The organism is Acinetobacter sp. YH01011 (assembly GCF_013420785.1).
Lineage (GTDB): Bacteria > Pseudomonadota > Gammaproteobacteria > Pseudomonadales > Moraxellaceae > Acinetobacter > Acinetobacter towneri.
Genome location: NZ_VOYG01000007.1, coordinates 34,029 through 58,139, shown reverse-complemented (window position 1 = coordinate 58,139; position 24,111 = coordinate 34,029). Strand labels below are relative to the sequence as shown.

The window sequence follows — 24,111 nt, the reverse complement described above, 5'->3', positions numbered from 1 at the left end:
GTTTGATGGATTGATGAAGAAGCCCACAATTTAAATTGCGGGCTTTTTTATGCGCCAAAGTAAATCAGATGCTAAGCAAAGAAGAAGTTGCGTATAAGAATAAATCTGATTTCGACTGCATATCTTATGATTTCACAGCTAGATCAGGAGCATTTAAAGTGACACTTATCAACATAGATAGGAGCAAAATATGACTTTAAAAAGCATTCGTTATAGTACAGCTGAACTGGCATGCCCACGCTGAACGATGCCGAGTCAATTTTAATTTTAACTTCAATCAGCAATCACAATAATTTGATTTAAAAGAGAACGATAATGCTATCGCCCCAATATATTTGGGGCTTTTTTATTCCTGAGTTTGATGCACCGCATTGGCAACTTCTACAGGTTCAATCTGAATTAGCTTTTTACCAAAACTACGCAACCACCAAACCAATTGTGAGGTAAACGGCACAGTGGCAGTCACCAACACATTACCATTTTCCAGTGTTTCCATAGTTTGATCTTTGCTTAATTGGCTTTCATCGAAGTATATGGCATCAGCTTTTTGCATGGTAAGTTTGAGCTGAATATTTTCAGTAGCTTTACTGAAATCGACTCTAAAACCTAATTCGCCAGATTCAATATAGGCATCAATATCAAAATTAACAGGATGCAAGGCGCGTGAATCTAAAACTTTGGCTGCTTTAAAACGATGCAGGGCAAAGGTTTGAATGTCGGTTTTGTCAAATCGAGTACAGATTAAATAAATCACCGCACCTTTTTGCACCAAAGCCAAAGGATTCAGCACATAAGTTTTTTCTTCGCCTGAATTGCTGCGTGATTGATAAATACATTCTAGTTGTTTGTCTTGGAGCAAGCCTTCATATATCGCCTGTTGTGCATTGCGGTCTACGACTGGTGGAATTAAAGGTTGTGTTGCAGGCACAATTCGCACACGATTAATCCATTGGCGGACATTGTTTTGGGTCGATAGACTGCGTCGTGCCAAATCAAACCATGGGTTCATTTCTTCAATCAAACTTGGCGGCAGCAGATGTTTTAAATGTTCCTCGACCATCATAAACGTTACCGCTTGAGAGCTGGTCATGTGCGGTAAACTTTGAATCGGTGCATCTGAACGCCAGCGCCAACCTTGTGGTACGGTACCATTACTTTCAATTGGAAAGCGCTGAGAAATTTGATTTAAGTCACGTTGAATCGTACGCAAACTAATGTCGATACCTTCACGTTGCAGGACATCGTGTAATTCACGTGTGCCCATCCATTTACCTGTAGAAAGGCGCGATAAAATTTGCCATTGGCGATATAAACTATTCGATGTTTCTTTTTCTTGTATAGACATATTCAATATTTACTAGGTCAATTCATACGGATGAAAACTTGTTCTTCCACACAATAAGAAAACTCGGAATGATTAGCAAGTTTTTTACTGAAAAAGGGCAAAATATAACCGCAGATTTTGCAGTAAATATCACAAAATTTGGACGGGCAAAGTTAATCAAATAATAGAAGTGAATCAGAAACTATGACCTCAAGCCATACTTGGATCAATTAGAAAAGCAAGATTGAATAGTTGTGTTTAAGTGAAAACCTGTCATTGTTTTGTATGGTAGATACAGGTTTATGTAAATAAAAGCGGTCTGAGTGGATGAGTGCTGTAGGTTAATTGGGCAAGGCGATTGAGGTGCTTTATCGCGATGAATTATCAACAGACCTTAGAGTTAGGAGGATGAAACAACCGTGAATTTATCTAGCAGCGATGCGCGAGAAATTTTTTGGTTAGCCCGATATTTAACCCGTATTCAATATGTATGTCAGCAATTTCCATTTAAACAAAATGATGCTGCTTTGACTTATGCACATGCCTTTTGTTTGCCTGCATTTGATGCAGCTTCTTTAAATGAATTGATTTTAAACGAAGAACAGCCTGCTTCATTTGCGATGCAGTTTGAGCAAACACGGACAAAAATTCAAAACTTGGCACAGGTGTTTTCTAAAGCTACTTATGTTGAATTACAGCAATGTATTCAAAATGCGTGCGATAACGCGAGTTATATTTGTGATGTGGTACAAGACTGCGAAGCACTATTAGATGCAGAACCACAGCAGATATATTTATTTTTCCAATTGGGGCAAAAAATTGAACAATTAGACCGACAAATTCGGTTAAAACAATCGACTGAAAAGACTTTGTCGCAATTGGAAATGATTGTGCAATGCCTAAAAGATTTAGGTTGGACGTCGTTTGTAGACGCATGGCAACAGCTGAAACAGCAACCCGATACCATGCATTTTTATCACTTTAGTGATCATATTCAGCACTTACTTTCGGTGGATTAAGCAGAACTTGTCATGTCAAATTAATCGACAACAATATTATTTTAAGCTCTGTGTAGTTAAAAAAATAGTGGAAGCCGAAGCTCCCATTATGTCTTAACTTATTACTGGCTTTGAACAGCTATCAAATTCAATAGCTTTGACTCGTGCAGTACTTTCGGCTCGGTTACTTAGTCGCGTTCAACCGCAAGTGCAACACCCATACCACCGCCTACGCAAAGCGTTGCGATGCCTTTTTTCGCATCACGGCGTTGCATTTCGTGTAGTAACGTCACGAGGATACGGCAACCTGAAGCACCAATCGGGTGACCGAGGGCAATTGCGCCACCATTCACGTTTACTTTATCTAGGTCTAAGCCTAATTCTTTGGCAACACCTAGTGCTTGTGCGGCAAAGGCTTCGTTGGCTTCAATTAAATCGACCTGATCTAAGCTCCAGCCTGCTTTATTCAGGGTTTTCTTTACCGCTTCAACAGGGCCAAGACCCATAATTTCAGGCTCAATACCCGACATTGCATAGGCTTTAATACGTGCTAAAGGTTGTAGACCTAAGGCTGCAGCTTTGTCTGCACTCATCATCAACACTGCTGCTGCACCATCGTTGATACCAGAAGCATTACCTGCGGTTACGCTGCCATCTTTTTTGAACGCAGGGCGCAATTTATTCAAGCTTTCAAGGGTGGTTTTGGCTTTGATGTATTCATCTTCAGCAAATACAATTGGGTCGCCTTTACGCTGTGGAATGCTTACAGCTGCAATTTCATCTTTAAATTTACCAGCCGCTTGTGCTGCAGCCGCGCGTTGTTGTGAAGTCAGTGCCAATTGGTCTTGTTCTTCACGGTTTAAACCAAGCTTTTCTACAATATTTTCTGCAGTAATACCCATGTGATATTGGTTATAGGCATCGGTTAAACCATCAGCCACCATACTGTCGATCAACTGGGCATTCCCCATTTTTTGACCGTTACGCAACTGCATATAGTGTGCGCTTTGTGACATTGATTCTTGACCACCAGCAACTACAATTTCTGCTTCATCACACTGAATCGCTTGTGCAGCCAAATGTACGGAACGTAAACCTGAACCACAGACGACATTCAGGGTAGATGCAGGCACTTGTACTGGAATGCCAGCAGCAATTGCTGCCTGACGTGCAGGGTTTTGTCCTACACCTGTAGTGAGTACGTTACCCATAATCACCTGATCGACTTGTTCAGGCTGTACTTTAGCACTGTCTAAGACTGCACGAATTGCTGTTTGCCCCAATTGTGGTGCAGATAAAGAAGCGAGACTACCTAAAAAGCTACCAATTGCAGTACGTTTTGCAGCAACAATGACAACATCTTTCATTTTATATCCTTAAATTTTATGTTTACGTTTCTGTGGATGCACATGATATATAGCATGTGCATTGCTGTTGTTATATGACTGATTAAAATAAATTTACCAAAACATAGCGACCTGGTGCTGCTTCTATCATTGGATATTGCGCATTACCTAAGGCGCGGGCAGGGACTTGTTCGCCTGCATACGGTGTGACCCAAGCCTGCCAGCGTAGCCACCAAGATTCAGGATGATACTCTGCACCATCAAGCCATTGCTTGGTATTTTCAAACTTGGCAGTATTGGTATAGCAACCGTATTTATTACGACTTGGCGGATTCACAATGCCTGCCACGTGTCCAGATTCACCAAGTACCAGTGTAGATTCACCACCTAAATAATCTGCGCCACGGAAACAAGTATCCCAAAGTGCGATATGGTCTTCCTGCGTTGCAATAAAGAAGCTTGGTGTTTTTACACGAGATAGATTCAAGCCAACACCATTAACCTTAACGGCATTTGGTGAAATCAATTCATTGTTCAAATACAAATTACGCAATAAGAAATTATGAATTTTGGCAGGGATATTCGTACCATCGCTGTTCCAATATAAAATATCAAAATCAGAAGGTTCTTTGCCTTTTAAGTAGTTTTCGATGTAGTAATTCCAGTACAGCGTATTTTCACGCAGTAAACTGAAGGTAACTGCCAACTGACGACCATCGAAATAACCCAATTGATTGTTCAGGTTTTCCAAACCACTTACCACAGGCTCATTAATAAATACACCTAAGCTCCCTGGGTTTTCAAAGTCGATAATGGTGGCCATATAGGTCGCAGACTTTACGTGATTTTTCAGACGTTTTGCCACGTAATAGGCTTGAGTTGCGGCAAGTAACGTACCGCCAATACAGTAGCCAATGCAGTTGGCCTCTTTTTCGCCGGTAATTTCTTCAATCACACGCAAAGCTTCTACTGCACCTTGTGTAATGAGATCGGCAAAAGTCAGTTCTTTTTGTTCGGCATTTGGGTTACACCAAGACATTAAAAAGACTGTATGACCTTGCTGACGTAGCCAGTTCACCAACGAGTTTTGTTCGCGTAAATCTAGCACATAATATTTATTGATAAACGGTGGTACGACTAGAATAGGGGTTTGATATACATTTTCAGTAGTTGCTTCATATTGCAATAATTGGAAAATGTCATTTTCAAAAACGACTGCACCAGGCGTGTAAGCTAAATCTTTGCCCAAGCTGAAAGAGTCGCTATTCACCATGCGAATAGATAAATACTTGCCGCTGTTCATGACATCATCATGGAAAACCTGCATGCCACGGACTAGGTTTTCACCTTGTTCAGCGACGGTTTGTTGAATGACTTCTGGGTTAGTCCACAGAAAGTTACTTGGAGATAACGCATTGATCATTTGGCGGGTAAAAAAGTGAATACGATAGCGAACTTTGTCTGGAATGCCTTCGACCACATCTACCATGTTTTGCACTAACTGGCTAAACAGTAAATACGACTGCGACAACAAGTCAAAATTTGGGTGTTCTTGCCATAATGGGCTGTTAAAACGACGATCACCACTTTCAGGTTGAATAAATGGTGCTACATCTTTGGCCACGCTACGCATCAACACATTTTGGTAGATTTGCATTTGACCTTGCCACCAGCTCCATTGCATTTCCATCATGCGAGCTGGGTTTTTAGATAGTGCTTCAAAGAACAAAGACATATCTTCTTTGTTGAGCTGCGCCAAAGCCTCATTAATTGGGCTTTGCCCATAATAAAATTCTTGTAATTTTTTCCAGATGTCATCGTGTACAGAAAAAAATTGTAGTATGTTTTCTTTGAATTGAAATGAGTTCGGGTTCATTTCATCGCTCCATAGCACATGGCTTTTAGCAATCAAATTGAGTGCAGGGCTGAAACTAAAACGGGGAAATTTTCACACTTCCCCGTAACATTCGTCCTGATAACGCATGGTTTTCAGAGCAGTGTTATTTATTGTTAGGCATAGATTCGCTAACTAACTTTTCAAATTCCGATTTGAATTCAGTCGTTAGTGTTGCCAACTTTTTGCCATCTTCAATCATTTGCTGACTAAGTTTGTTCATGGTTTCTAATTGCTTGGTGGTGCAATTCACCATGCTTTGCATGTCTTTAACTTCACTATTGGCAAACATTTGCGCTAGACCAATGTTGGCATAGTTGCGTGCTGCTTCTAATTGTAGGTTGGTTAAGTCAGCAAAGTTTTTAGCCACTAAGCTGTTGAATTTTGTGTACGGTTCAAATACGTTTTTGTATTGTGCATTCATATTTGAAAATAAGTCGCCGTATAGCATGGTGTAACTCCAGTAAATAAACTTGTAAATGAAAATAGGGGCTGCACGGTTTAGTGCATGTATAAACCGCCATTAATCGATAAGGTTTCGCCTGTCACGTACGCACCGTGCTCGCTGACCAAGTACATAACAGCAGCGGCAATTTCAGCTGGCGCAGCAAGACGTTGTAGAGGAATTTGTGCTTCAATGCTTTTAATTACTTCTTCGCGCATGGCTGTGACCATCGGGGTTGCGGTATAACCTGGTGCAACGACGTTCACGCAGATATTTGAACGTGCGCCTTCTTGCGCCAAAGCTTTGCTAAAGCCGATGATGCCTGCCTTAGTTGCAGAGTAGTTGGCTTGACCAAATTGACCTTTTAAACCGTTCACCGAACTAATGTTCACAATGCGACCAGACTTTTGTTCTAACATTTTGTTAAATACAGGCTGAGTCACGGTAAAAAGTGTTTTTAAGTTGGTTTCAATCACTTCAGACCACTGCGTATAGCTCATTTTTTTGAAAGTTGCATCGCGGGTAATACCAGCATTGTTGACCAACACATCTACACGACCTTCAGCATCAATTGCTTCTTGAATGGCTGCTGTAGCCGCTTCATGCTCATTTAAGTTGGTTAAAACAAAGCGCACATCACTTTCTGTAAAGCCTTCGTCTTTAAGCCATTGCTTTTCGCGATCTTCTTCTCTTGGTACAACCGTTGCAATAATTTTATAGCCTGCTGTAACCAGTTGACGGCAAATCTCACTGCCAATACCACCTAATGCACCCGTCACTAAAGCTACTTTTTGTTCAGACATATTCTTTTCCTAAGCAGAATAAGGTTATAAAAATTAAGGAGTTTTTCCTCTTTATTCTTGTTTAGAAATTAAGCGTTTTATATTTCAAAGAGGCTGCAGTTTGATGATGCTTTGAAGTCAAAAGTAAACAAATATTGGTAATAGATTATTTTCTTATCATGTGGATGCTTTTATAAATGGCTTAAATAGTCGTGAAGTCATTGATTCATCGTAGCGCGCAGCACAAACTTCTGAGAACTGGTGAAATGTGATTAATCCATGAATTTGAAGCGATGTGGCAGTTTAAAGACAGTGCGCGAGCATATTGTTTTTTCTTGAGATTTTGAGTGTGATTTTCAGCTAAATATTTGGATGACTGTAAAGCGCTAAATGCAAATGTGGGTGACCACAAATTTTTATCAATATGAATGGAAATACAGTGAATTTAAGAAAATAAAAAGCGAAAAGAAAAATATAAGAAAGAAAAAGAGAATGGCTTAGACGATTGCATGCAGCAAAACTGCTACATGCAACAGATCGAAAAAAGAAAGTTAAATGCTGGTTGCCTTGCGCTGTGGGCGAGGGCTTAAACGACAGAGGAGTTCATAACCAATCGTACCATTGGCTGTGGCAACATCATCCACCAAACGGTGTTTGCCCCATAGTTCAACTTGTGTGCCTAATTCAACGTCTAAACCTGTGACATCAATGGCAATCATATCCATAGACACACGACCAAGTACAGGCGTTAATTTTGTACCAATCGCAACAAAATTTGGCTGCACAAATGTACGTGGATAACCATCGCCATAGCCAATTGAAACAATCGCAATTTGCATGGCTTGTTCTGCAGTAAAGGTTGAACCGTAGCCGACGTGTTCGCCTGCATCAATTTCATTTAGTGCGATCACTTCTGCGCTTAAAGTCATCACAGGCTTTAAGTCGAGTGTATGCACATTATGTGCGGCAAAAGGCGTTGCACCGTAAAGCATAATGCCTGGGCGTACATAATCAAAATGCAATTCGGGATAACGATAGATTGCAGCAGAGTTACAGCAAGAAGCAAGAATAGGGCTGCAATTGTCTTTGACATGCAAAAATTGCGCGACTTGTTGATCATTTAAAGCATGATCACCATCGGCATTGGCAAAATGCATGGTCAACACACAGGTAAAACCTTCGGCTTTGAGCATGTGAATCACATCAATAATTTCAGGAATTTTAAAACCTAAACGATTCATGCCGCTGTTGAGTTTGACCCAGACTTTTAAGCCTTGTGCGATATAATCAGCTTTATGTTGTAGTAGCCAATCGAGCTGTGCTTGATGATGCACTACACATTCCAATTTGTGTGCCAACACACTTTGCATTTCATCGGCAGAAAAAACACCTTCAATCAGGGTGATGGGCTGCGTATATCCCAATTCACGAATTTCTAAGGCTTCTTCAACGCAAGCGACACCAAAGGCATCGCTGTCTTTTAAAGCTGCTAAGCAGTCTTTTACACCATGTCCGTAAGCATTGGCCTTGACCATGCTAACAATTTTTGCTGTTGGGGCAAGTTGTTTGACACGGTTTAAATTATATTGCAGTGCCTGACTGTCAATATAAACTGTTGCTTGGCGCACCCTAAATACTCCTTGGGAATGACAATTGGTAATTTGTGTTAGATACACTGTGGAGTGATAAATAAATACTAAAAATAGTTCTATTTAAAAATATTCACTATTGTAGACCTATCAACCTCAAATAGACATGAACATTTAAGTTTTTGATCATAAATTAATTTAAGATCGAAAAATCTATTAGGTTATTGATTGCAAATAATTTGTAAAAGTTTCAGACTTTATTTTTCATATAAAACTATACGTTCTAAAAGCTATTATGGTGTTAGATGCTCTCACTCAGGAAATTCTAAACTGTACGAGTTATGGCAAGATTCAGATGATTGTGGAGAGTGGGTTCGTAATTTAAATGAACTCAAAGAGAGATTAAACAATGCATTTTAAACTTGGATATGTTGAATAAATAATGAAAATATTTTGTTATCTGGGATGGAGTACTTTATTTTTTTGTCAGTCAGTTATGGCTTGTATGCCACATTCACCCAATGACGTATTTATTGCCCGTTACCAAGGTTCACTGGCAGTACAGGGGAGTTCAGACTTCATCTTTCAACTTAGTTCAGGTCAATTTATTTTTCGCTCAATACTAGATGAAGTTAAATATAAAAAGCCCACCCAATGGTACAGTGGATTTTCAGGTAAAAGTACAGCTAAAAACCAATTAATTATTGGTTTAGCTTATGCACCAGATGGTGCTAAACCCCAGCAATATCGAGTAATTTCATTTGCAGCATTAAACTGTAAGAATGACCAGTTTGTTTTATCTAAACCGATTGCCCCATTTTTAGCTTGGAATAAGCAGACATCAAATTGTTCTACAGGCGATAGAGCAGAGGTTGGGATTTTAGATGGTTTTATAGACTATGATCAGACACATTATTTGGCGCAACTGCAACAAAAGTATCCGACATGCGAGCAACTAAATAAAGCATTTCCATCATTTGAAATGGAAGAAAATAGCCAAGATTGGAATTTACTCTCAAGCTGGAAACTATGGTGGGCAAAGTTAATAAGTCAGATTAAATCATGGTTTTAATAAAAAGAGCAATGCAAGCATTACTCTTCATCATCATACTGAGCATAATACTCAGGAGATAAATTACTAAAACGGGTATATTGTCCTTCAAAAGCAAGACGTACCGTACCAATAGGGCCGTTACGCTGTTTACCAATAATAATTTCGGCAGTGCCTGCTTCTTTAGATTCTTTATTGTAAACTTCGTCGCGGTAAATAAACATGATTAAGTCCGCATCTTGCTCAATTGCACCAGATTCACGCAAGTCAGACATCACAGGGCGTTTATTAGGTCGGTTCTCTAATGAGCGGTTGAGCTGTGACAAAGCAATCACAGGGCAGTTCATCTCTTTGGCCAAGGCTTTTAAGCTACGTGAAATTTCTGAGATTTCGCCGACACGGTTATCGCCCATGCCTGGGACTTTCATTAACTGCAAATAATCGACCATGATACAGCCAATTTTACCGCCATGTTGTTTGGCAATGCGTCGCGCACGTGCACGTACTTCCGTAGGCGGCAGGGCAGATGAGTCATCAATATACAAATGCTTTTCTTGCAGTTGTAAAATCGTGCCTGTGACTTTTGACCATTCATCGCCACTGAGTTTACCTGAACGTAAATTCCCTTGATGCACTTTGCCGTATGCAGAAATTAAACGCATTGCGATTGAGTCTGCAGGCATTTCCATAGAGTATACAAGGGCAGGCAAATCATTGTTAAACAAAACACTTTCGACCAAGTTCATGGCAAAGGTGGTTTTACCCATAGATGGACGCGCAGCGACAATAATCAAGTCACCTGCTTGCATGCCCGAAGTTTTATTATCTAACTCCACAAAGCCTGTGGTTAAGCCTGTGATGTTACCTTCCATTTTAGAAAGTTCATCAAGTTTGTCGAATACATCGGCAACCACACTCGAAATGGCTTTTGGGCCTTGCGCTTTGGCATTGTTATTGTGTTGTTCGGCAATTTGGAAAATATTAGTTTCAGCCAAATCTAAAATCTCACTTACACTACGCCCTTTGGTGTCATAGGCATTTTGTAAAATTTCAGAACTGACTTTAATCATGTTTCTGAGGGTTGAGAATTCTTTAATTTTCGTGGCATAGGTTTCTAGGTTATAAAAACTAGAAGGTGAGTCTGCCATGAGCTGCATTAAATATTCTTCACCGCCCGCAGCTTCGAGTAAATTTTGTTTAATCAGCCAGTCATTCACCAAAACAGCATCATAAGGTGAGTTTTCTTTAGATAAAGAATCAATAGCGCGGAAAATATATTTGTGGCGTGTCGCGTAAAAATCAGATTCTTGTAATACATCACCCACTTGTTCAAAAGATTCGGCTACAGTCATCAACGCAGCCAAAACAGCTTGTTCGATGGCTAAGTTATGCGGTGGGGTACGAAACTCTTTAAGCGGGCTGTTCTCATTTGGTTTTAGATCAGACTTTGCAGTATGTTGCTTTGCGCTAGCAGTCGCCTGTGACATATAAATCCCTGATTTTTAAAACAGTAAATGCTGAATAATGCACGGGGGATAGAACTTGAAACTCATATTCTTTCCACTTCCCGATGATACGCCCTCTAGAAAAAAAAGCGAGTAGATTTTGGTGAAGGATAAGTCAAAGCGTATAGATCGATTTAGGAAAATTGTACTAACTGTATATTCTAAAGACAAAAAAAGAGCATGCGATTAGGCATGCTCTTTTCTTTTGCAGAAAATTACTCAGATACGATAGTAACGAGAACTTCAGCAACAACATCATGGTGCAATTGGATTGCGATGTTGAATTCACCAGTGTGACGAAGCGCACCGTTTGGTAAACGAACTTCTGCACGGTCAACTTCAAGACCAGCATTCGTTAACGCGTCAGCGATGTCACGAGTACCGATAGAACCGAAAAGTTTACCTTCATCACCAGCTTTAGCAGTGATTACGATGTTAACTTCGTTCAATTGGTCAGCACGTGCTTGAGCAGCAGCTAAAATTTCAGCTTCTTGCTTCTCAAGTTCAGCACGACGAGCTTCAAATGCAGCAGTGTTTGCTTCAGTTGCAGCAACTGCTTTACCTTGAGGGATCAAGTAGTTACGGCCGTAACCAGCTTTAACTGAAACTTTATCGCCTAATTTACCAAGGTTCTTAATGCGTTGTAATAAGATAATATCCACAGCTCAACCTCACTTATGATTGTCAGTGTAAGGGATCAACGCTAAGTAGCGAGCTTGTTTAATAGCAAGCGCTAATTGACGTTGGTAACGAGCTTTAGTACCTGTAATACGGCTAGGAACAATCTTGCCATTTTCAGTGATGTACTGTTTTAGTGTATCGATATCTTTGTAGTCGATGTACGTAACGTTCTCAGCTGTAAAGCGGCAGAACTTGCGACGACGGTAAAAACGTGCCATTGATGTTCTCCTTAAGCTTCAGCAGAGTCTTGGTTAGCGTGTTGTGCTTCTTCACGTTGAGCTTTACGCGCACGTTTTTCTTCAGCACTCTTAGCCAATAATGACTCTTCAGTGATAGCGTTTTCACGACGGATGATCAAGCTACGAAGGATCGCGTCGTTATAACGGAACAATTCTTCTAACTCGTCAAGCGTAGTTTGACCACATTCAACGTTCATAAGAATGTAGTGCGCTTTGTGAATTTTGTTAATTGGGTAAGCCAATTGACGACGGCCCCAATCTTCTAAACGGTGAATTTGACCTTCAGCTTCTTTGATGTGAGTTAGGTAACGTTCTACCATACCCACAACTTGATCGCTTTGGTCTGGGTGTACCAAAAGTACGATTTCGTAGTGACGCATTGTCAGCTCCTTACGGTTTATGCAGCCCCTGACTAAATTGAGCCAGAAGCAAGGAGTCACAACCGAAGTTGTGTCGCAAAATTGCGAAGCGTGAATTTTAGAGCTTTTACCAAGTAAATACAAGGCTTGGTCTAAGAAAAGATCGGCTTGGGTAAAAAGGGAATGTAATATTTTGCATCTATGAGTGGAATTTAAATTTTATACTTTGTAGTTGTATGTCACTAACTTTTAGAGTGTTTAATTCGAAAATTATTAAGGACGAATAAATCAAAGACAGATAAATTGTTATTATTTAAATATTGAAGTGTGGAGAGGGTAGGCACTCCATTAAAAGATAGAGCTAAACTCTATCTTTTAAAAAAGTATGATTTGCGTGCTTGGTGCGGTTGCTGTAAAGCTAAAACATAAACTCACAACAGTAATTAAAATAACCGAAAATAGGAAAAAGCGTTTTGCCCATAATTGATCATTTTCTGCTTTGAAGCCAATGACGCCAATATAGAACCAATAAATACAAAGTGCATTCAAAATAACCAGATATAGCCAGTTTGCATAACCAAATACAAACAGTCCATTCATGGCAACGGTAAATAACACCACATAAATTAGTGATTCAATTTTCGTTCGTAAAATTGAACGAGCAACTGGCAAAATTGGAATCCCCGCATTTTTGTAATCATCAAAACGGTAAATTGCAATCGCCCAAGAGTGGGGCATTTGCCAAAGTGCATAACCTAAAAAGATAAGTAGTGCAGCTAAGTCAAATTGATTTGCAACAGCGGTATAACCAATGACAGGTGGGCTTGCGCCTGAAATACTGCCAATAATGGTTTGATGAATTGTTGTGCGTTTGGTCCATAGACTGTAAAAGCCGACATAAACCACGAAACCAATCAGTGCAAAAAGAAAAGCGTATGCGTTAACTCCAAACCATAAAATGCTAAAACCAATTATGCCCAATACCACTGAATAAATCAGCGCAATAGGAACAGAAACAGTTTTTTTCACTAAAGCACGGTTTTGTGTGCGTTGCATTTTTTGGTCGATGTCTTGGTCAATAATATTGTTGACCACACATCCTGAGGCGACAACAAGCGTTGTACCAAGCAGAGTAAGCAGTAGGAGAAGGAAATCTACAGAACCTTGGGCAGCTACAAAGTAGCCACCCAAAGTGGTAATAAAATTACCAAAGAGAATTCCTGGCTTTGTCAGGAATAAATACTTTTTCAGCATGACAACCAGTTTAGATCATCATGTTGTAGTGTAGGTAGTTCATGATCCATACAGAACCAACCAAAAGGATGGCAATGGTCAGAATGGTATACACGAATGCAATCACGTTCCAACGTTGCTCTGAAGAAGAATTCATATGCAAGAAATAAATTAATTGAATAAGAATCTGAGCAACTGCTGTAATCGAAATAACAGTAATCAAAATACCACGGCCAAAACCACCTGCCATAACCATACCAAAAGGAATAATGGTAAGGATAACAGAAAGGATAAAGCCAATCGTATATTGCTTAGTGTTACCGTGTGATGCACCAGCAGAGTTGTGATCGTGACTCATTAGAGAACTCCCATCAAGTAAACTACGCTGAATACACAGATCCAAACGATGTCAAGGAAGTGCCAGAACAAGCTTAGGCAAGCTAAACGACGCATGTTCGGAATAGTCAAACCATATTTCTTGATTTGAACCATTAACACGATCATCCAAACTAAACCTGAAGTTACGTGAATACCGTGCGTACCAACCAAAGTAAAGAACGCAGATAAGAACGCACTCGCACTTGGACCATGTCCAGCGTGAACTAAATGGTTGAACTCATAAAGTTCCATACCAATAAAGATCGCACCGAAAACCCAAGTCACGCCTAACCAAGTTAGAACTTTAGCAACATCTTTCTTGTAAGCAGCTAAAACGGCAAAACCGAAAGTTACAGAAGAAATCAACAGGGCAAAAGTTTCTGTTAAAACGAAGCCTAATGACTCGCCAAACAAATCTTTAGCTGTTGGAGTGCCTACTGGAACGTGGCTACTTAATACAGCGAACGCGATGAAAAGTGTACCAAAAATTACAAGGTCACTCATCAAGTAGGTCCAGAAACCAAAGACGGTGATGTCTGTATCATCGTGGTGATGATCATCATGTCCGTGGTTGTCGTGATGAAGTACTTCAGCCATGTCTTAGTCCTTCTTCAAGTGTTTTTCAAGGATCGCATAGCGTTCGTTTTCAATACGCTCAACTTCAGCAGCAGGAACATAGTAGTCCACTTTCTTCGTGAAAGAACTCACGATGAAGCTGATGATTGCCGCAATGAACGTAACGATTGCTAGCCACCAAATATGCCAGATTAATGCGAAGCCCATAGTTGTAATAAACATTGCAATTATGAAGCCAGCTGCACGGTTAGTTGGCATATGGACATCTTCATACTTAGTTGGACGAGCGTATGCAACACCATTTTCTTTGTCAGTCCAGAAAGTATCAATACCATTGATCTTTGGAAGGTGAGCAAAGTTATAGAACGGTGCTGGAGAAGAAGTAGCCCACTCAAGCGTACGGCCATCCCATGGATCTCCAGTAAGGTCTAAGCGTTGGTTGCGTTGTAGGAAGCCAACCACAATCTGCATAACGAAGCAGAATAGACCAATAGCAATTAACACAGAACCGAAGAACGCAATTGCCAAGTATGGATCCCATTCTGGGTTGTCATATGTATTCAAACGACGAGTCATACCCATGAAACCAAGGATATAAAGTGGCATGAATGCAAAGTAGAAACCGAAGAACCAGAACCAGAATGCTGCTTTACCCCAAGTTTCATTGAGTCTCCAACCAAACATTTTTGGCCAGTAGTAAATGATACCTGCGAACATCGCGAATACTACACCACCAATAATTACGTTATGGAAGTGAGCAATTAGGAATAAAGAGTTGTGTACAAGGAAGTCCGCTGGTGGAACTGCCATTAATACACCTGTTAAACCACCGATACCAAAAGTCACAAGGAAGCCAAGTGTCCAAAGCATTGGGGTAGTGTAGGTAATACGACCCTTGTACATGGTGAATAACCAAGAGAAGATTTTCACACCAGTAGGAATCGCAATAATCATGGTCATGATACCGAAGAACGCGTTAACGTTGGCACCTGCACCCATGGTAAAGAAGTGGTGAACCCATACAACAAGTGATAACACACCAATTGCAACAGTTGCGTACACCATTGATTTGTAACCGAACAATGTTTTGCGAGCAAAAGTCGCAGTTACTTCTGAGTAAATACCAAATGCTGGTAATACTAAGATATAAACTTCTGGGTGACCCCATGTCCAAATCAAGTTTACATACAACATTGGGCTACCACCCATGTCGTTCGTAAAGAAGTGGAAACCGAAGTAACGGTCAAGCGTTAACATTGCAATTGTCGCAGTTAAAACTGGGAATGTTGCAATGATAAGTACCGCAGTAACTAATGTTGTCCAAGTGAAAACAGGCATGTCCATAAGTTTCATGCCAGGCGCACGCATTTTGATGATGGTAACGAAGAAGTTAACACCAGTAAGAAGCGTACCTAGACCAGAAACCTGAAGTGCCCAAATATAGTAGTCAACACCAACACCTGGAGAGTATTCGATACCAGATAGAGGAGGATAAGCCATCCAACCTGTAGCAGCGAATTCACCTAATGCAAGTGAAACCATCATTAAACCTGCAGCACCAGCGAATAACCAGAAGCTTAAAGAGTTTAATAACGGGAAGGCTACGTCACGAGCACCAATCTGTAATGGTACAGAGATGTTCATTAAGCCAACAACAAGACCCATTGCCACGAAGAAGATCATGATCACACCGTGTGCGGTGAAAATCTGGTCATAGTGTTCTGGGTGTAAATAGCCTTCACCACCACCTTTCGCAAGGAACTGTTGAAGACGCATCATGATCGCATCTGCGAAGCCACGAAGTAACATGACTACAGATACAAAGATATACATGATACCAATTTTTTTATGGTCTACAGATGTGAACCATTCGTTCCACAAGTAGCCCCATTTTTTGAAGTAGGTAATACCAGCAATCGCTGCAAGACCACCTAAGATCATCGCTGCAACAGTTACCAATACGATTGGATCGTAAGGAATTGCATCTGGACCTAACTTACCTAATAAGCTCATGTCTTATTCCCCTTGAGAAGCAGTCGCATGTTCAACTGCTACATGAGTTTCAGAAGCAGGCGCTTCACCAGCCACTACAGGAGCTGAATGGTCAGCACCATGGTAGTTACTCATATAGTTATTGATCACTGATTCAAACAAGCCTTGCTCAACAGAAGAGTAATAAGTCACAGGATGTGGCTGAGTCTTATATGGACCTTCTTTTATAGCCGTTGCAGCAAGTTTTTTCTCTAATTCAGTTTTGGCGTTACGAACCATTGCATCAATTTGTTTCTGTGAACGGTTACCGTCACGTAAAGAAGCAAATTCAGCTTGATCTAAAACTGTTTTTTGAACAGCTTGAGGATTGATAGTCGTACCTTGACCTGCTTTAACAGCTGTTACCCATTGCTCAAAATCAGCTTGAGTTACAGAGTGAGCTTTAAAGCGCATTTGCGAGAAACCATAACCTGAGTAGTTAGATGAGAAACCACGGAATTCGCCCGTGTTGTCTGCTAAAACGTTCAAGTGAGTTTGCATACCCGCCATTGCATAAATCTGACCAGATAATGCAGGGATAAAGAACGAGTTCATTGTGAAGTTAGATGTTAAACGTAAGCTTACAGGCGTTTGCTCTGGGAAGCGTAATTCGTTAACAGTAGCAATGTTCTGTTCTGGGTAGATGAAGATCCATTTAAATTGTTCAGCAATAACTTGAACAGTTAAAGGAGCTTTTTCGGATTCTAGCGGACGGTAAGGGTCGTACTTGTGGGAACCCCACCAAGTTAACCAAGCTAAAATACAAATAATAATAACAGGTATACCCCATACTACAATTTCAATTGCAGTAGAGTGTGACCATGTTGGTTGATAGTCTGCGTCTTTATTCGATGCGCGATATTTCCAACCGAACCACAATGCCATAATTGCAGATGGAATAACCACCAATAGCATTAGGTAAATCGCAGTCATCATCAGGTTACTTTGACCTGCTGCAACTGGACCTTTTGAGTTCAGAAGTACTAAATCACCGCCACACCCAGTTAAGAGTGCAGCCATCGTAGATAAAGACAATACAGCTAAAATCGTTTGTCTCATTTTACAACCTCGGTGAAGAGTCCCATTCCCTAATTTAATATGGGATAGCGATTAAAGTGTCGCATGATTAAAAAGACATCAAAAAAGATGAAAAAGTCTTCTTAATCATCGGACACCGCTACGTTGTAGGGCATTATGCCTGATATCGACAAACTAAGCTACACATAAAGCGGCTTTAAGTGGAGGGAATAAAAACCAATTTTTATACTCGGAATTATTTGTGTTAATTTTAATTTATTTATATTTATCAATATTATAAGAAAAAAGGGATGATCAATCATCCCTGAATAAATAAAATCAAATTATTGCTTTACGACTTTGGTTTTGGCGAGTTTATCGTGCAAAGCCTGTCGTTTTGCACCAAATGCAAAGCCATAATCTAAAATTGTGATGAAGGGCATAAACATCATATTCAAAATAATGAAAATGATAGAGCGAATAGTAAACACACGCATTAGGCTGACTTTTTCATCGGTTTCAGCATCGACAATCTTAATTTTAGTCAGACGTTTGCCAATACTTTGTCCAGTTTTAGCCAGCAGGAAGGCTTGTATGCCCAGCATAATCAATAAATAAATTGCCACCGCTTGCCAAGCTTGCATTGGAATGAGCTGAAAGAGTTCAGTTTGCAATTGCATGGCTTGATCAGACGTTGTCGCTGCCTGCATTTTTTGTTGTAAACCAGACAATTGTTCAAACTGGTCCGCATTTAAGAAAAAAGAGGGAAGTGCTGCTGCAGGCAACCATAACAACATGTCTATAATTTTGGCTAAAGCACGTTGGTTAATGCTCGCCAATTCATTTTTTGTTGCCTGTGTTCTTGAATTTGATGATGCTGAGCTTGGTCGTGATGTGTTTGAAGCCGTGTAATCTGTATTTTGAAAAGGTGAATGTTCAGGGGCAGGTGGTGTGCTGACGTAGCCTTGTGGTTCATATACAAGTTTACCTTGGGTGAGTTCACCTAAAGCTTTCCATTCGCTCATGCCTTGGTGCCAAGCCAAATCTGTCAGCAACACTTGTTGGCTGGCGAGCATTTGGTTGAGCTGCTCTAAGGTGTATGGCCCAGCTTGTTGATTATTTCGTGCCAAGTAAATTTGCATAAATATAAAATCTCAAAAAATGAATTTGAAAAAAAACCCACGCAGGTGCATGGGTTTTCTTTTAACACGTTTTACTACGCTTGTTGAGCTTTTTCTTCAGAAAGGAAGAACCAAGTGTCTAAAACTGAGTCTGGGTTTAAAGATACAGATTCAATACCTTGTTCCATTAACCAACGTGCAAGGTCAGGGTGATCTGAAGGGCCTTGACCACAGATACCGACATATTTACCTGCTTTACGGCATGCGTGAATTGCCATAGAAAGTAATGCTTTCACTGCAGGGTCACGTTCATCGAACAGGTGAGAAACAATGCCTGAGTCACGGTCTAAACCAAGTGTTAACTGAGTTAAGTCATTTGAGCCGATAGAGAAACCATCGAAGTGCTCAAGGAATTGTTCAGCCAACAATGCGTTGGTTGGTAATTCACACATCATGATCACTTTCAGACCATTTTCACCACGTTTTAAACCATTCAGCGCAAGCAATTCGATCACACGTTTTGCTTCAGCAACGGTACGTACAAATGGAATCATAATTTGTACGTTGGTTAAGCCCATTTCGTCACGTACTTTTTTCAAGGCACGACATTCAAGCTCGAAGCAGTCACGGAAATTGTCAGACACATAACGACTTGCACCACGGAAGCCCAACATTGGGTTTTCTTCTTCTGGCTCATATAACTTACCACCAATTAAGTTTGCGTATTCGTTTGATTTGAAGTCAGACATACGCACAATCACTGGTTTGTCAGCGAATGCAGCAGCAAGGGTAGAAATACCTTCAACCAATTTTTCTACATAGAATTCGATTGGCGATGAATAGCCCGCAGTACGCGCCATAACTGCTGCACGTGTTTCACGTGGTAAGCTGTCAATATTAAGCAATGCTTTAGGATGCACACCAATCATACGGTTGATGATGAATTCTAAACGTGCAAGACCAATCCCTTCGTTTGGAATTTGAGCAAAGTCAAATGCGCGGTCTGGGTTACCAACGTTCATCATAATTTTGAACGGAAGTTTAGGCATAGATTCGATTGAGTTCTTTTGAACTTCAAAATCTAAAGCACCTTCATAAATGAAACCTGTGTCGCCTTCGGCGCAAGAAACTGTAACTTCCTGACCATCAGTCAAAACTTCAGTTGCATTACCACAACCTACAATTGCAGGTACGCCTAATTCACGGGCAATAATTGCAGCGTGACAAGTACGACCACCGCGGTTAGTGACAATTGCAGCAGCACGTTTCATCACTGGTTCCCAGTCTGGATCAGTCATGTCTGAAACAAGAACGTCACCTTCCTGAACTTTGTCCATTTCTTTAATAGACGTTACAACGCGGACTCTACCAGAACCGATACGCTGACCAATTGAACGACCTTCACAAATGACCGTACCTTTTTGTTTCAATAGGTAGCGTTCCATAGTACCGACGTTTTCACGGCTTTTTACAGTTTCAGGACGTGCTTGAACGATGTAGATTTGACCGTCATCACCATCTTTTGCCCATTCAATATCCATAGGCGCTTGATAATGTTCTTCAATAATTAACGCTTGTTTCGCTAATTCTTGTAGTTCGTGATCATTTAAAGAGAACTGTTGGCGATCTTGTTTTTCAACATCGACCACAACTACAGATTTACCAGCCGCGCCTTCTTCACCATAAATCATTTTTTGGTGTTTAGAGCCAAGGTTACGACGTAAAACTGAGTGTTTGCCTGCTTTTAATAAAGGCTTAGAAATATAGAATTCATCTGGGTTAACTGCACCCTGAACCACCATTTCACCCAAACCATAAGAAGCAGTAATGAATACAGCATCACGGAAACCAGATTCTGTATCTAGGGTAAACATTACACCAGCAGCGCCAGTTTCTGAACGTACCATACGTTGTACGCCTGCAGACAAAGCAACGACATCGTGGTCAAAGTTTTGGTGTACACGGTAAGAAATCGCGCGGTCGTTGTACAAAGATGCAAAAACTTCTTTAATGGCAATTAATACGTTGTCAATGCCACGGATGTTTAGGAATGTTTCTTGCTGACCGGCGAAAGATGCGTCTGGTAGATCTTCTGCAGTTGCAGATGAACGAACGGCAACCGCGATGTTTGGGTTGCCGTTAGAGAGTGCTTCAAAAGCAACTCGGATTTCTTGTTCTAGTGATGCAGTAAGCGGAGTGTCGACAATCCATTGACGAATTTTTGCACCAGTTTCAGCAAGCGCATTCACGTCATCTACATTGAGTGTTTTTAGCTCTGCTTGAATTTTAGCGTTTAGGCCACTTTGCTCGAGAAATTCACGATAAGCAGCAGCTGTTGTTGCAAAGCCACCTGGTACCGATACACCAGCATTAGATAAGTGGCTGATCATTTCGCCCAAAGATGAGTTTTTCCCACCCACGAGCTCAACATCGTGTTTCCCTAATTTTTCCAGACCAATTACGCGCGCTTCCAAAGTTGTTACTCCACTTTTGCAGTATTAATCACTATCTTGTCATGAAATTATAATAAATCTACTTAGCAATTTGGTTTTACTAAGCGACAGTCATGTAAGATCGGTTTACTATAAAGATTATATAGCACTAAGACAAATGTTTAAGGAGAATTTTAATGTCAGATGGTAAACAAATTAAGCGGAGTGTTTTTTTTATTTCCGATGGAACTGCAATTACGGCTGAAACCCTTGGACATTCACTCTTAGCGCAATTTCCAAATGTGGACTTTGATATTCATATTCATCCTTATATTACGTCTGAAGAAGCGGCTATGAATGTGGTGGCAGAGATTAATGCCCGAGCACAAACTGATGGTCAATTACCTTTGGTGTTTGATACCTTGGTTGACCAATATGTGCGTGACATTATCAACACTGCCAAAGCAATTAATTTAGATGTATTTGAAGGCTTAATTAGTAAGCTTTCTGAAGAGTTAGGAACACCACCAACCACTTTGGTCGGGCAGACGCATGCCGTAACAGATTCTGAATCTTACAAGGCACGTATTGATGCGGTGCATTTTGCCTTAGATAACGATGATGGCGCACGTACACGCCATTACGACAAGGCCGATCTGATTCTGATTGGGGTGTCGCGTTCGGGTAAAACGCCAACTTCCATCTACCTTTCTTTACAGTTCGGGATTCGTGTGGCGAACTATCCATTGACTGAAGAAGACCTCGATGACAACCGTTTGCCAGCCGTATTAAAGCCGCATAAACATAAGTTATTTGGCTTGATGATTGATGCTGAACGCCTTGTGGCAATTCGTACTGAACGTAAAGCCAATAGCCGTTATGCAAGTTTTAATCAATGCCAAATGGAATTGCGTGCGATTGAAGGTATTTATATTTCAGAAGGGATTAAATATTTAAATGTTTCAGAAATGTCGATTGAAGAAATTTCAACACGTGTTTTACAAATGACAGGTTTAAAACGTCGTATTGGTTAATGAAACTATATGTATTAAAAGAGCCAAAATTTTATTTTGGCTCTTTTTTATTGGATTTAAATAGAATAAAAATCAAGCTACTATTTATTTAAATGATAATGCTTTTAGTGTGACTTAAAATGTAGTGATAATGGTATCAATTAGATGTTCTTGTCCATCAATACTATGCACGCTATGTGCACAGACTTTGACAATTGGCCAAGTAATCAAATGGCAATTTTCGCGTTGTAAAGCTGAATAATAATGATCAGATTTAAAATAGCGTTGATGTGTATCTGCAATGTTTGGTGTGAGTTGACGTTTAAGCCACGTGTCTTTGACTTGAGCATCTAAAAAGCGTAAAGCCAAAATATTTTTGACGCGGTTATTAAACAAACGTCGATTTTTAAACACCAAAGGATGGCTAATTAGGCGATGGATGCCACGTTCTGTACTTGGCAGGACAAAATGCGGTGCAATTTGAAAGACTTGAACAGATGTTGCTTGCTGACAAATTCTATCGAGTTGTGCCACGCTGTCCTGATTTGCACCAATAACTGCAACGCGTAAACCTGTGAAGTCATGCTGTTTGATTTCAGTTGCAGGAATGCATTCGCCTTGGAATTCTTGAAAATCTGCCAAGCAGTTTTGAAAAGCGTGTCTATGTACGTCGTGTTTAGGACTGACCATGCTGAATCTCTTGATATATTCATTTTATAAATTAGAACATTTACTCTATTTTGTTGGGGCAGTACTGTTTGGTAAAGTCTTTTGTGCAGGCGAGCCAGTCATTCCTAAAGATTGAAAATTAATTCAACTGAGATTACTGAGATTTAAGCGAAAGAGAACAAGAAAACGGATTTAAGTTATTTATTTTAAATGTTTTTAATTGATGAAACCTTGTAGCTCAATAGAACTACAAGGTCGGAGCTAATTAAGTATCTAACTTCATTTGCATGAGCAAATCAAAGTTATGTAAGCGTTTTTCTGTGTCATAGATGTCACAGGTAAAAATAAACTCATCGACATCATACTTCGCCAATAAGTTTTCCAATCCTGCTTTGACAGTCGCCTTTGAGCCAATTTGCGCCATGGCATAAAAACTATCAACTGACATTTTTTCTGCAGGTGACCATAAGCCATCCATACTTTCGACTGGAGCTTTGAGTTTTAGGCTTTGTCCACGCATTAAACCTAAAACACGCTGATAGGCACTAGTCGCCAAAAATTCTGCTTCTTGGTCGGTATCTGCAACCACTGTTGGCACACCCATAGACACATAAGGCCGCTCTAAATATTCTGAAGGCTCAAAATTGTCACGATATAACTGAATGGCTTGAGCAAGCATACGCGGGGCGAAGTGTGAGGCAAATGAGTAGGGTAGTCCTAATTTTGCAGCAAGTTGTGCGCTAAATAAACTTGAACCAAGCAACCATACAGGAACGTGTGTCCCTTGTCCTGGCGTAGCAACAATACGTTGTTGTGGTTCTGCATCTTTAAAATAATGCAAAATTTCTAAAACATCTTGCGGAAATTGATCTTCAGTTTCCTGTCGCCCACGACGCAGCGCACGCATGGTCACTTGATCTGTGCCTGGTGCGCGACCTAAACCGAGTTCAATACGGTTAGGATATAAAGTCGCTAAAGTTCCAAACTGTTCAGCGACCACTAACGGTGCGTGGTTGGGGAGCATAATACCGCCAGAACCGAGTTTAATTTTTTGCGTATTTGCTAATAAATAACCCAAAAGAACTGCGGTTGCTGAGCTGGCAATGCCATCCATATTATGATGTTCCGCCAACCACAAACGGTCATAGCCGAGTTGTTCTGCGTGTCGTGCTAATTCAAGTGCATGATGCAGTGAAAACTGTACTGATTGATCATCACGTACAGGTGCGAGTTCAAGAATGGCAAATTTTGTGTCTTGCAGGGAACGCATCATTTATTCCAGCTTGATTAAAGAGAGTTTTATCATACGATGCTGCACTGATTTTGTATATCGAAAATTTTCGATATATGGGCGAGTCATGAGATATTGCCATTTAACAACGCGCGACATTCATCCAAAAAGCACGCTTTATAAAAAAACATTTATCC

The 24,111-nt window shown here is 40.4% G+C and carries 22 protein-coding genes; 3 read left to right on the top strand and 19 right to left on the bottom strand.

Going from position 1 to position 24,111, the window contains the following annotated elements; genetic code table 11:
* Positions 1 to 346 precede the first annotated feature (346 nt).
* Positions 347 to 1,345 (bottom strand): YafY family protein, encoded by a 999-nt coding sequence (locus tag FTT78_RS13405; RefSeq protein ID WP_004973137.1) that lies wholly within the window; start codon positions 1,343 to 1,345, stop codon positions 347 to 349.
* Positions 1,346 to 1,743: 398 nt separating this feature from the next.
* Here FTT78_RS13405 and FTT78_RS06250 point away from each other — a divergent pair, with 398 nt between their 5' ends.
* A complete protein-coding gene (locus tag FTT78_RS06250) occupies positions 1,744 to 2,343 on the top strand; it encodes a hypothetical protein (RefSeq protein ID WP_004973138.1) in 600 nt (199 codons plus the stop codon).
* 167 nt (positions 2,344 to 2,510) lie between these two features.
* On the opposite strand, the gene FTT78_RS06245 is transcribed toward FTT78_RS06250, so the two are convergent.
* The 5 genes from FTT78_RS06245 to alr form a co-directional block, all read right to left on the bottom strand.
* Complete coding sequence (locus FTT78_RS06245) at positions 2,511 to 3,689, bottom strand: acetyl-CoA C-acetyltransferase (protein ID WP_180043843.1); 1,179 nt, start codon at positions 3,687 to 3,689, stop codon at positions 2,511 to 2,513.
* Between the two features lie 82 nt (positions 3,690 to 3,771).
* Positions 3,772 to 5,544, bottom strand: coding sequence for a class I poly(R)-hydroxyalkanoic acid synthase (locus tag FTT78_RS06240; protein ID WP_180043845.1), 1,773 nt, complete (start codon positions 5,542 to 5,544; stop codon positions 3,772 to 3,774).
* A 124-nt stretch (positions 5,545 to 5,668) separates the two neighbouring features.
* Positions 5,669 to 6,013, bottom strand: coding sequence for a phasin family protein (locus FTT78_RS06235; RefSeq protein WP_019384921.1), 345 nt, complete (start codon positions 6,011 to 6,013; stop codon positions 5,669 to 5,671).
* 50 nt (positions 6,014 to 6,063) lie between these two features.
* Positions 6,064 to 6,810, bottom strand: coding sequence for a beta-ketoacyl-ACP reductase (locus FTT78_RS06230; RefSeq protein ID WP_180043847.1), 747 nt, complete (start codon positions 6,808 to 6,810; stop codon positions 6,064 to 6,066).
* 530 nt (positions 6,811 to 7,340) lie between these two features.
* Positions 7,341 to 8,417, bottom strand: a complete 1,077-nt coding sequence (alr, locus tag FTT78_RS06225) for an alanine racemase (RefSeq protein ID WP_179989546.1) — start codon at positions 8,415 to 8,417, stop codon at positions 7,341 to 7,343.
* A 466-nt stretch (positions 8,418 to 8,883) separates the two neighbouring features.
* Here alr and FTT78_RS06220 point away from each other — a divergent pair, with 466 nt between their 5' ends.
* Entirely contained in the window at positions 8,884 to 9,450 is a 567-nt protein-coding gene (locus FTT78_RS06220; RefSeq protein ID WP_179996264.1) for a hypothetical protein, read from the top strand.
* Positions 9,451 to 9,470: 20 nt separating this feature from the next.
* On the opposite strand, the gene dnaB is transcribed toward FTT78_RS06220, so the two are convergent.
* From dnaB to ppsA, 11 genes are all read right to left on the bottom strand, one after another.
* Positions 9,471 to 10,916, bottom strand: coding sequence for a replicative DNA helicase (gene dnaB / locus FTT78_RS06215; RefSeq protein ID WP_004973149.1), 1,446 nt, complete (start codon positions 10,914 to 10,916; stop codon positions 9,471 to 9,473).
* A gap of 233 nt (positions 10,917 to 11,149) precedes the next feature.
* The gene (gene rplI / locus FTT78_RS06210) at positions 11,150 to 11,596 is read right to left on the bottom strand and encodes a 50S ribosomal protein L9 (RefSeq protein WP_004973150.1); all 447 of its coding nucleotides are present in this window, start codon (positions 11,594 to 11,596) and stop codon (positions 11,150 to 11,152) included.
* 9 nt (positions 11,597 to 11,605) lie between these two features.
* A complete protein-coding gene (rpsR, locus tag FTT78_RS06205) occupies positions 11,606 to 11,833 on the bottom strand; it encodes a 30S ribosomal protein S18 (RefSeq protein WP_004719336.1) in 228 nt (75 codons plus the stop codon).
* A gap of 11 nt (positions 11,834 to 11,844) precedes the next feature.
* Entirely contained in the window at positions 11,845 to 12,234 is a 390-nt protein-coding gene (rpsF, locus tag FTT78_RS06200; RefSeq protein WP_004973153.1) for a 30S ribosomal protein S6, read from the bottom strand.
* Positions 12,235 to 12,588: 354 nt separating this feature from the next.
* Positions 12,589 to 13,467, bottom strand: coding sequence for a heme o synthase (cyoE, locus tag FTT78_RS06195; protein WP_004973155.1), 879 nt, complete (start codon positions 13,465 to 13,467; stop codon positions 12,589 to 12,591).
* A 10-nt stretch (positions 13,468 to 13,477) separates the two neighbouring features.
* Positions 13,478 to 13,804 (bottom strand): cytochrome o ubiquinol oxidase subunit IV, encoded by a 327-nt coding sequence (locus FTT78_RS06190; protein WP_004973158.1) that lies wholly within the window; start codon positions 13,802 to 13,804, stop codon positions 13,478 to 13,480.
* Complete coding sequence (gene cyoC, locus FTT78_RS06185) at positions 13,804 to 14,421, bottom strand: cytochrome o ubiquinol oxidase subunit III (RefSeq protein WP_004973159.1); 618 nt, start codon at positions 14,419 to 14,421, stop codon at positions 13,804 to 13,806. Before cyoC ends, FTT78_RS06190 begins: the two co-directional genes overlap by 1 nt.
* A 3-nt stretch (positions 14,422 to 14,424) precedes the next feature.
* Positions 14,425 to 16,413 carry a cytochrome o ubiquinol oxidase subunit I gene (cyoB, locus tag FTT78_RS06180; RefSeq protein WP_096900904.1) on the bottom strand — a complete coding sequence of 663 codons (1,989 nt, stop codon included), beginning with the start codon at positions 16,411 to 16,413 and terminating at the stop codon, positions 14,425 to 14,427.
* Positions 16,414 to 16,416: 3 nt separating this feature from the next.
* Entirely contained in the window at positions 16,417 to 17,490 is a 1,074-nt protein-coding gene (cyoA, locus tag FTT78_RS06175; protein ID WP_154320689.1) for a ubiquinol oxidase subunit II, read from the bottom strand.
* A 302-nt stretch (positions 17,491 to 17,792) separates the two neighbouring features.
* Positions 17,793 to 18,590, bottom strand: coding sequence for an RDD family protein (locus FTT78_RS06170; RefSeq protein ID WP_180043849.1), 798 nt, complete (start codon positions 18,588 to 18,590; stop codon positions 17,793 to 17,795).
* A gap of 74 nt (positions 18,591 to 18,664) precedes the next feature.
* Positions 18,665 to 21,043 carry a phosphoenolpyruvate synthase gene (ppsA, locus tag FTT78_RS06165; protein WP_004973175.1) on the bottom strand — a complete coding sequence of 793 codons (2,379 nt, stop codon included), beginning with the start codon at positions 21,041 to 21,043 and terminating at the stop codon, positions 18,665 to 18,667.
* 155 nt (positions 21,044 to 21,198) lie between these two features.
* Here ppsA and FTT78_RS06160 point away from each other — a divergent pair, with 155 nt between their 5' ends.
* A complete protein-coding gene (locus FTT78_RS06160; RefSeq protein WP_096900902.1) occupies positions 21,199 to 22,035 on the top strand; it encodes a pyruvate, water dikinase regulatory protein in 837 nt (278 codons plus the stop codon).
* A 114-nt stretch (positions 22,036 to 22,149) separates the two neighbouring features.
* Here FTT78_RS06160 and FTT78_RS06155 read toward each other — a convergent pair whose 3' ends face one another.
* Positions 22,150 to 22,704 (bottom strand): flavoprotein, encoded by a 555-nt coding sequence (locus FTT78_RS06155; protein ID WP_180043853.1) that lies wholly within the window; start codon positions 22,702 to 22,704, stop codon positions 22,150 to 22,152.
* A gap of 244 nt (positions 22,705 to 22,948) precedes the next feature.
* Positions 22,949 to 23,953, bottom strand: coding sequence for an LLM class flavin-dependent oxidoreductase (locus FTT78_RS06150; RefSeq protein ID WP_004973182.1), 1,005 nt, complete (start codon positions 23,951 to 23,953; stop codon positions 22,949 to 22,951).
* Positions 23,954 to 24,111 lie beyond the last annotated feature (158 nt).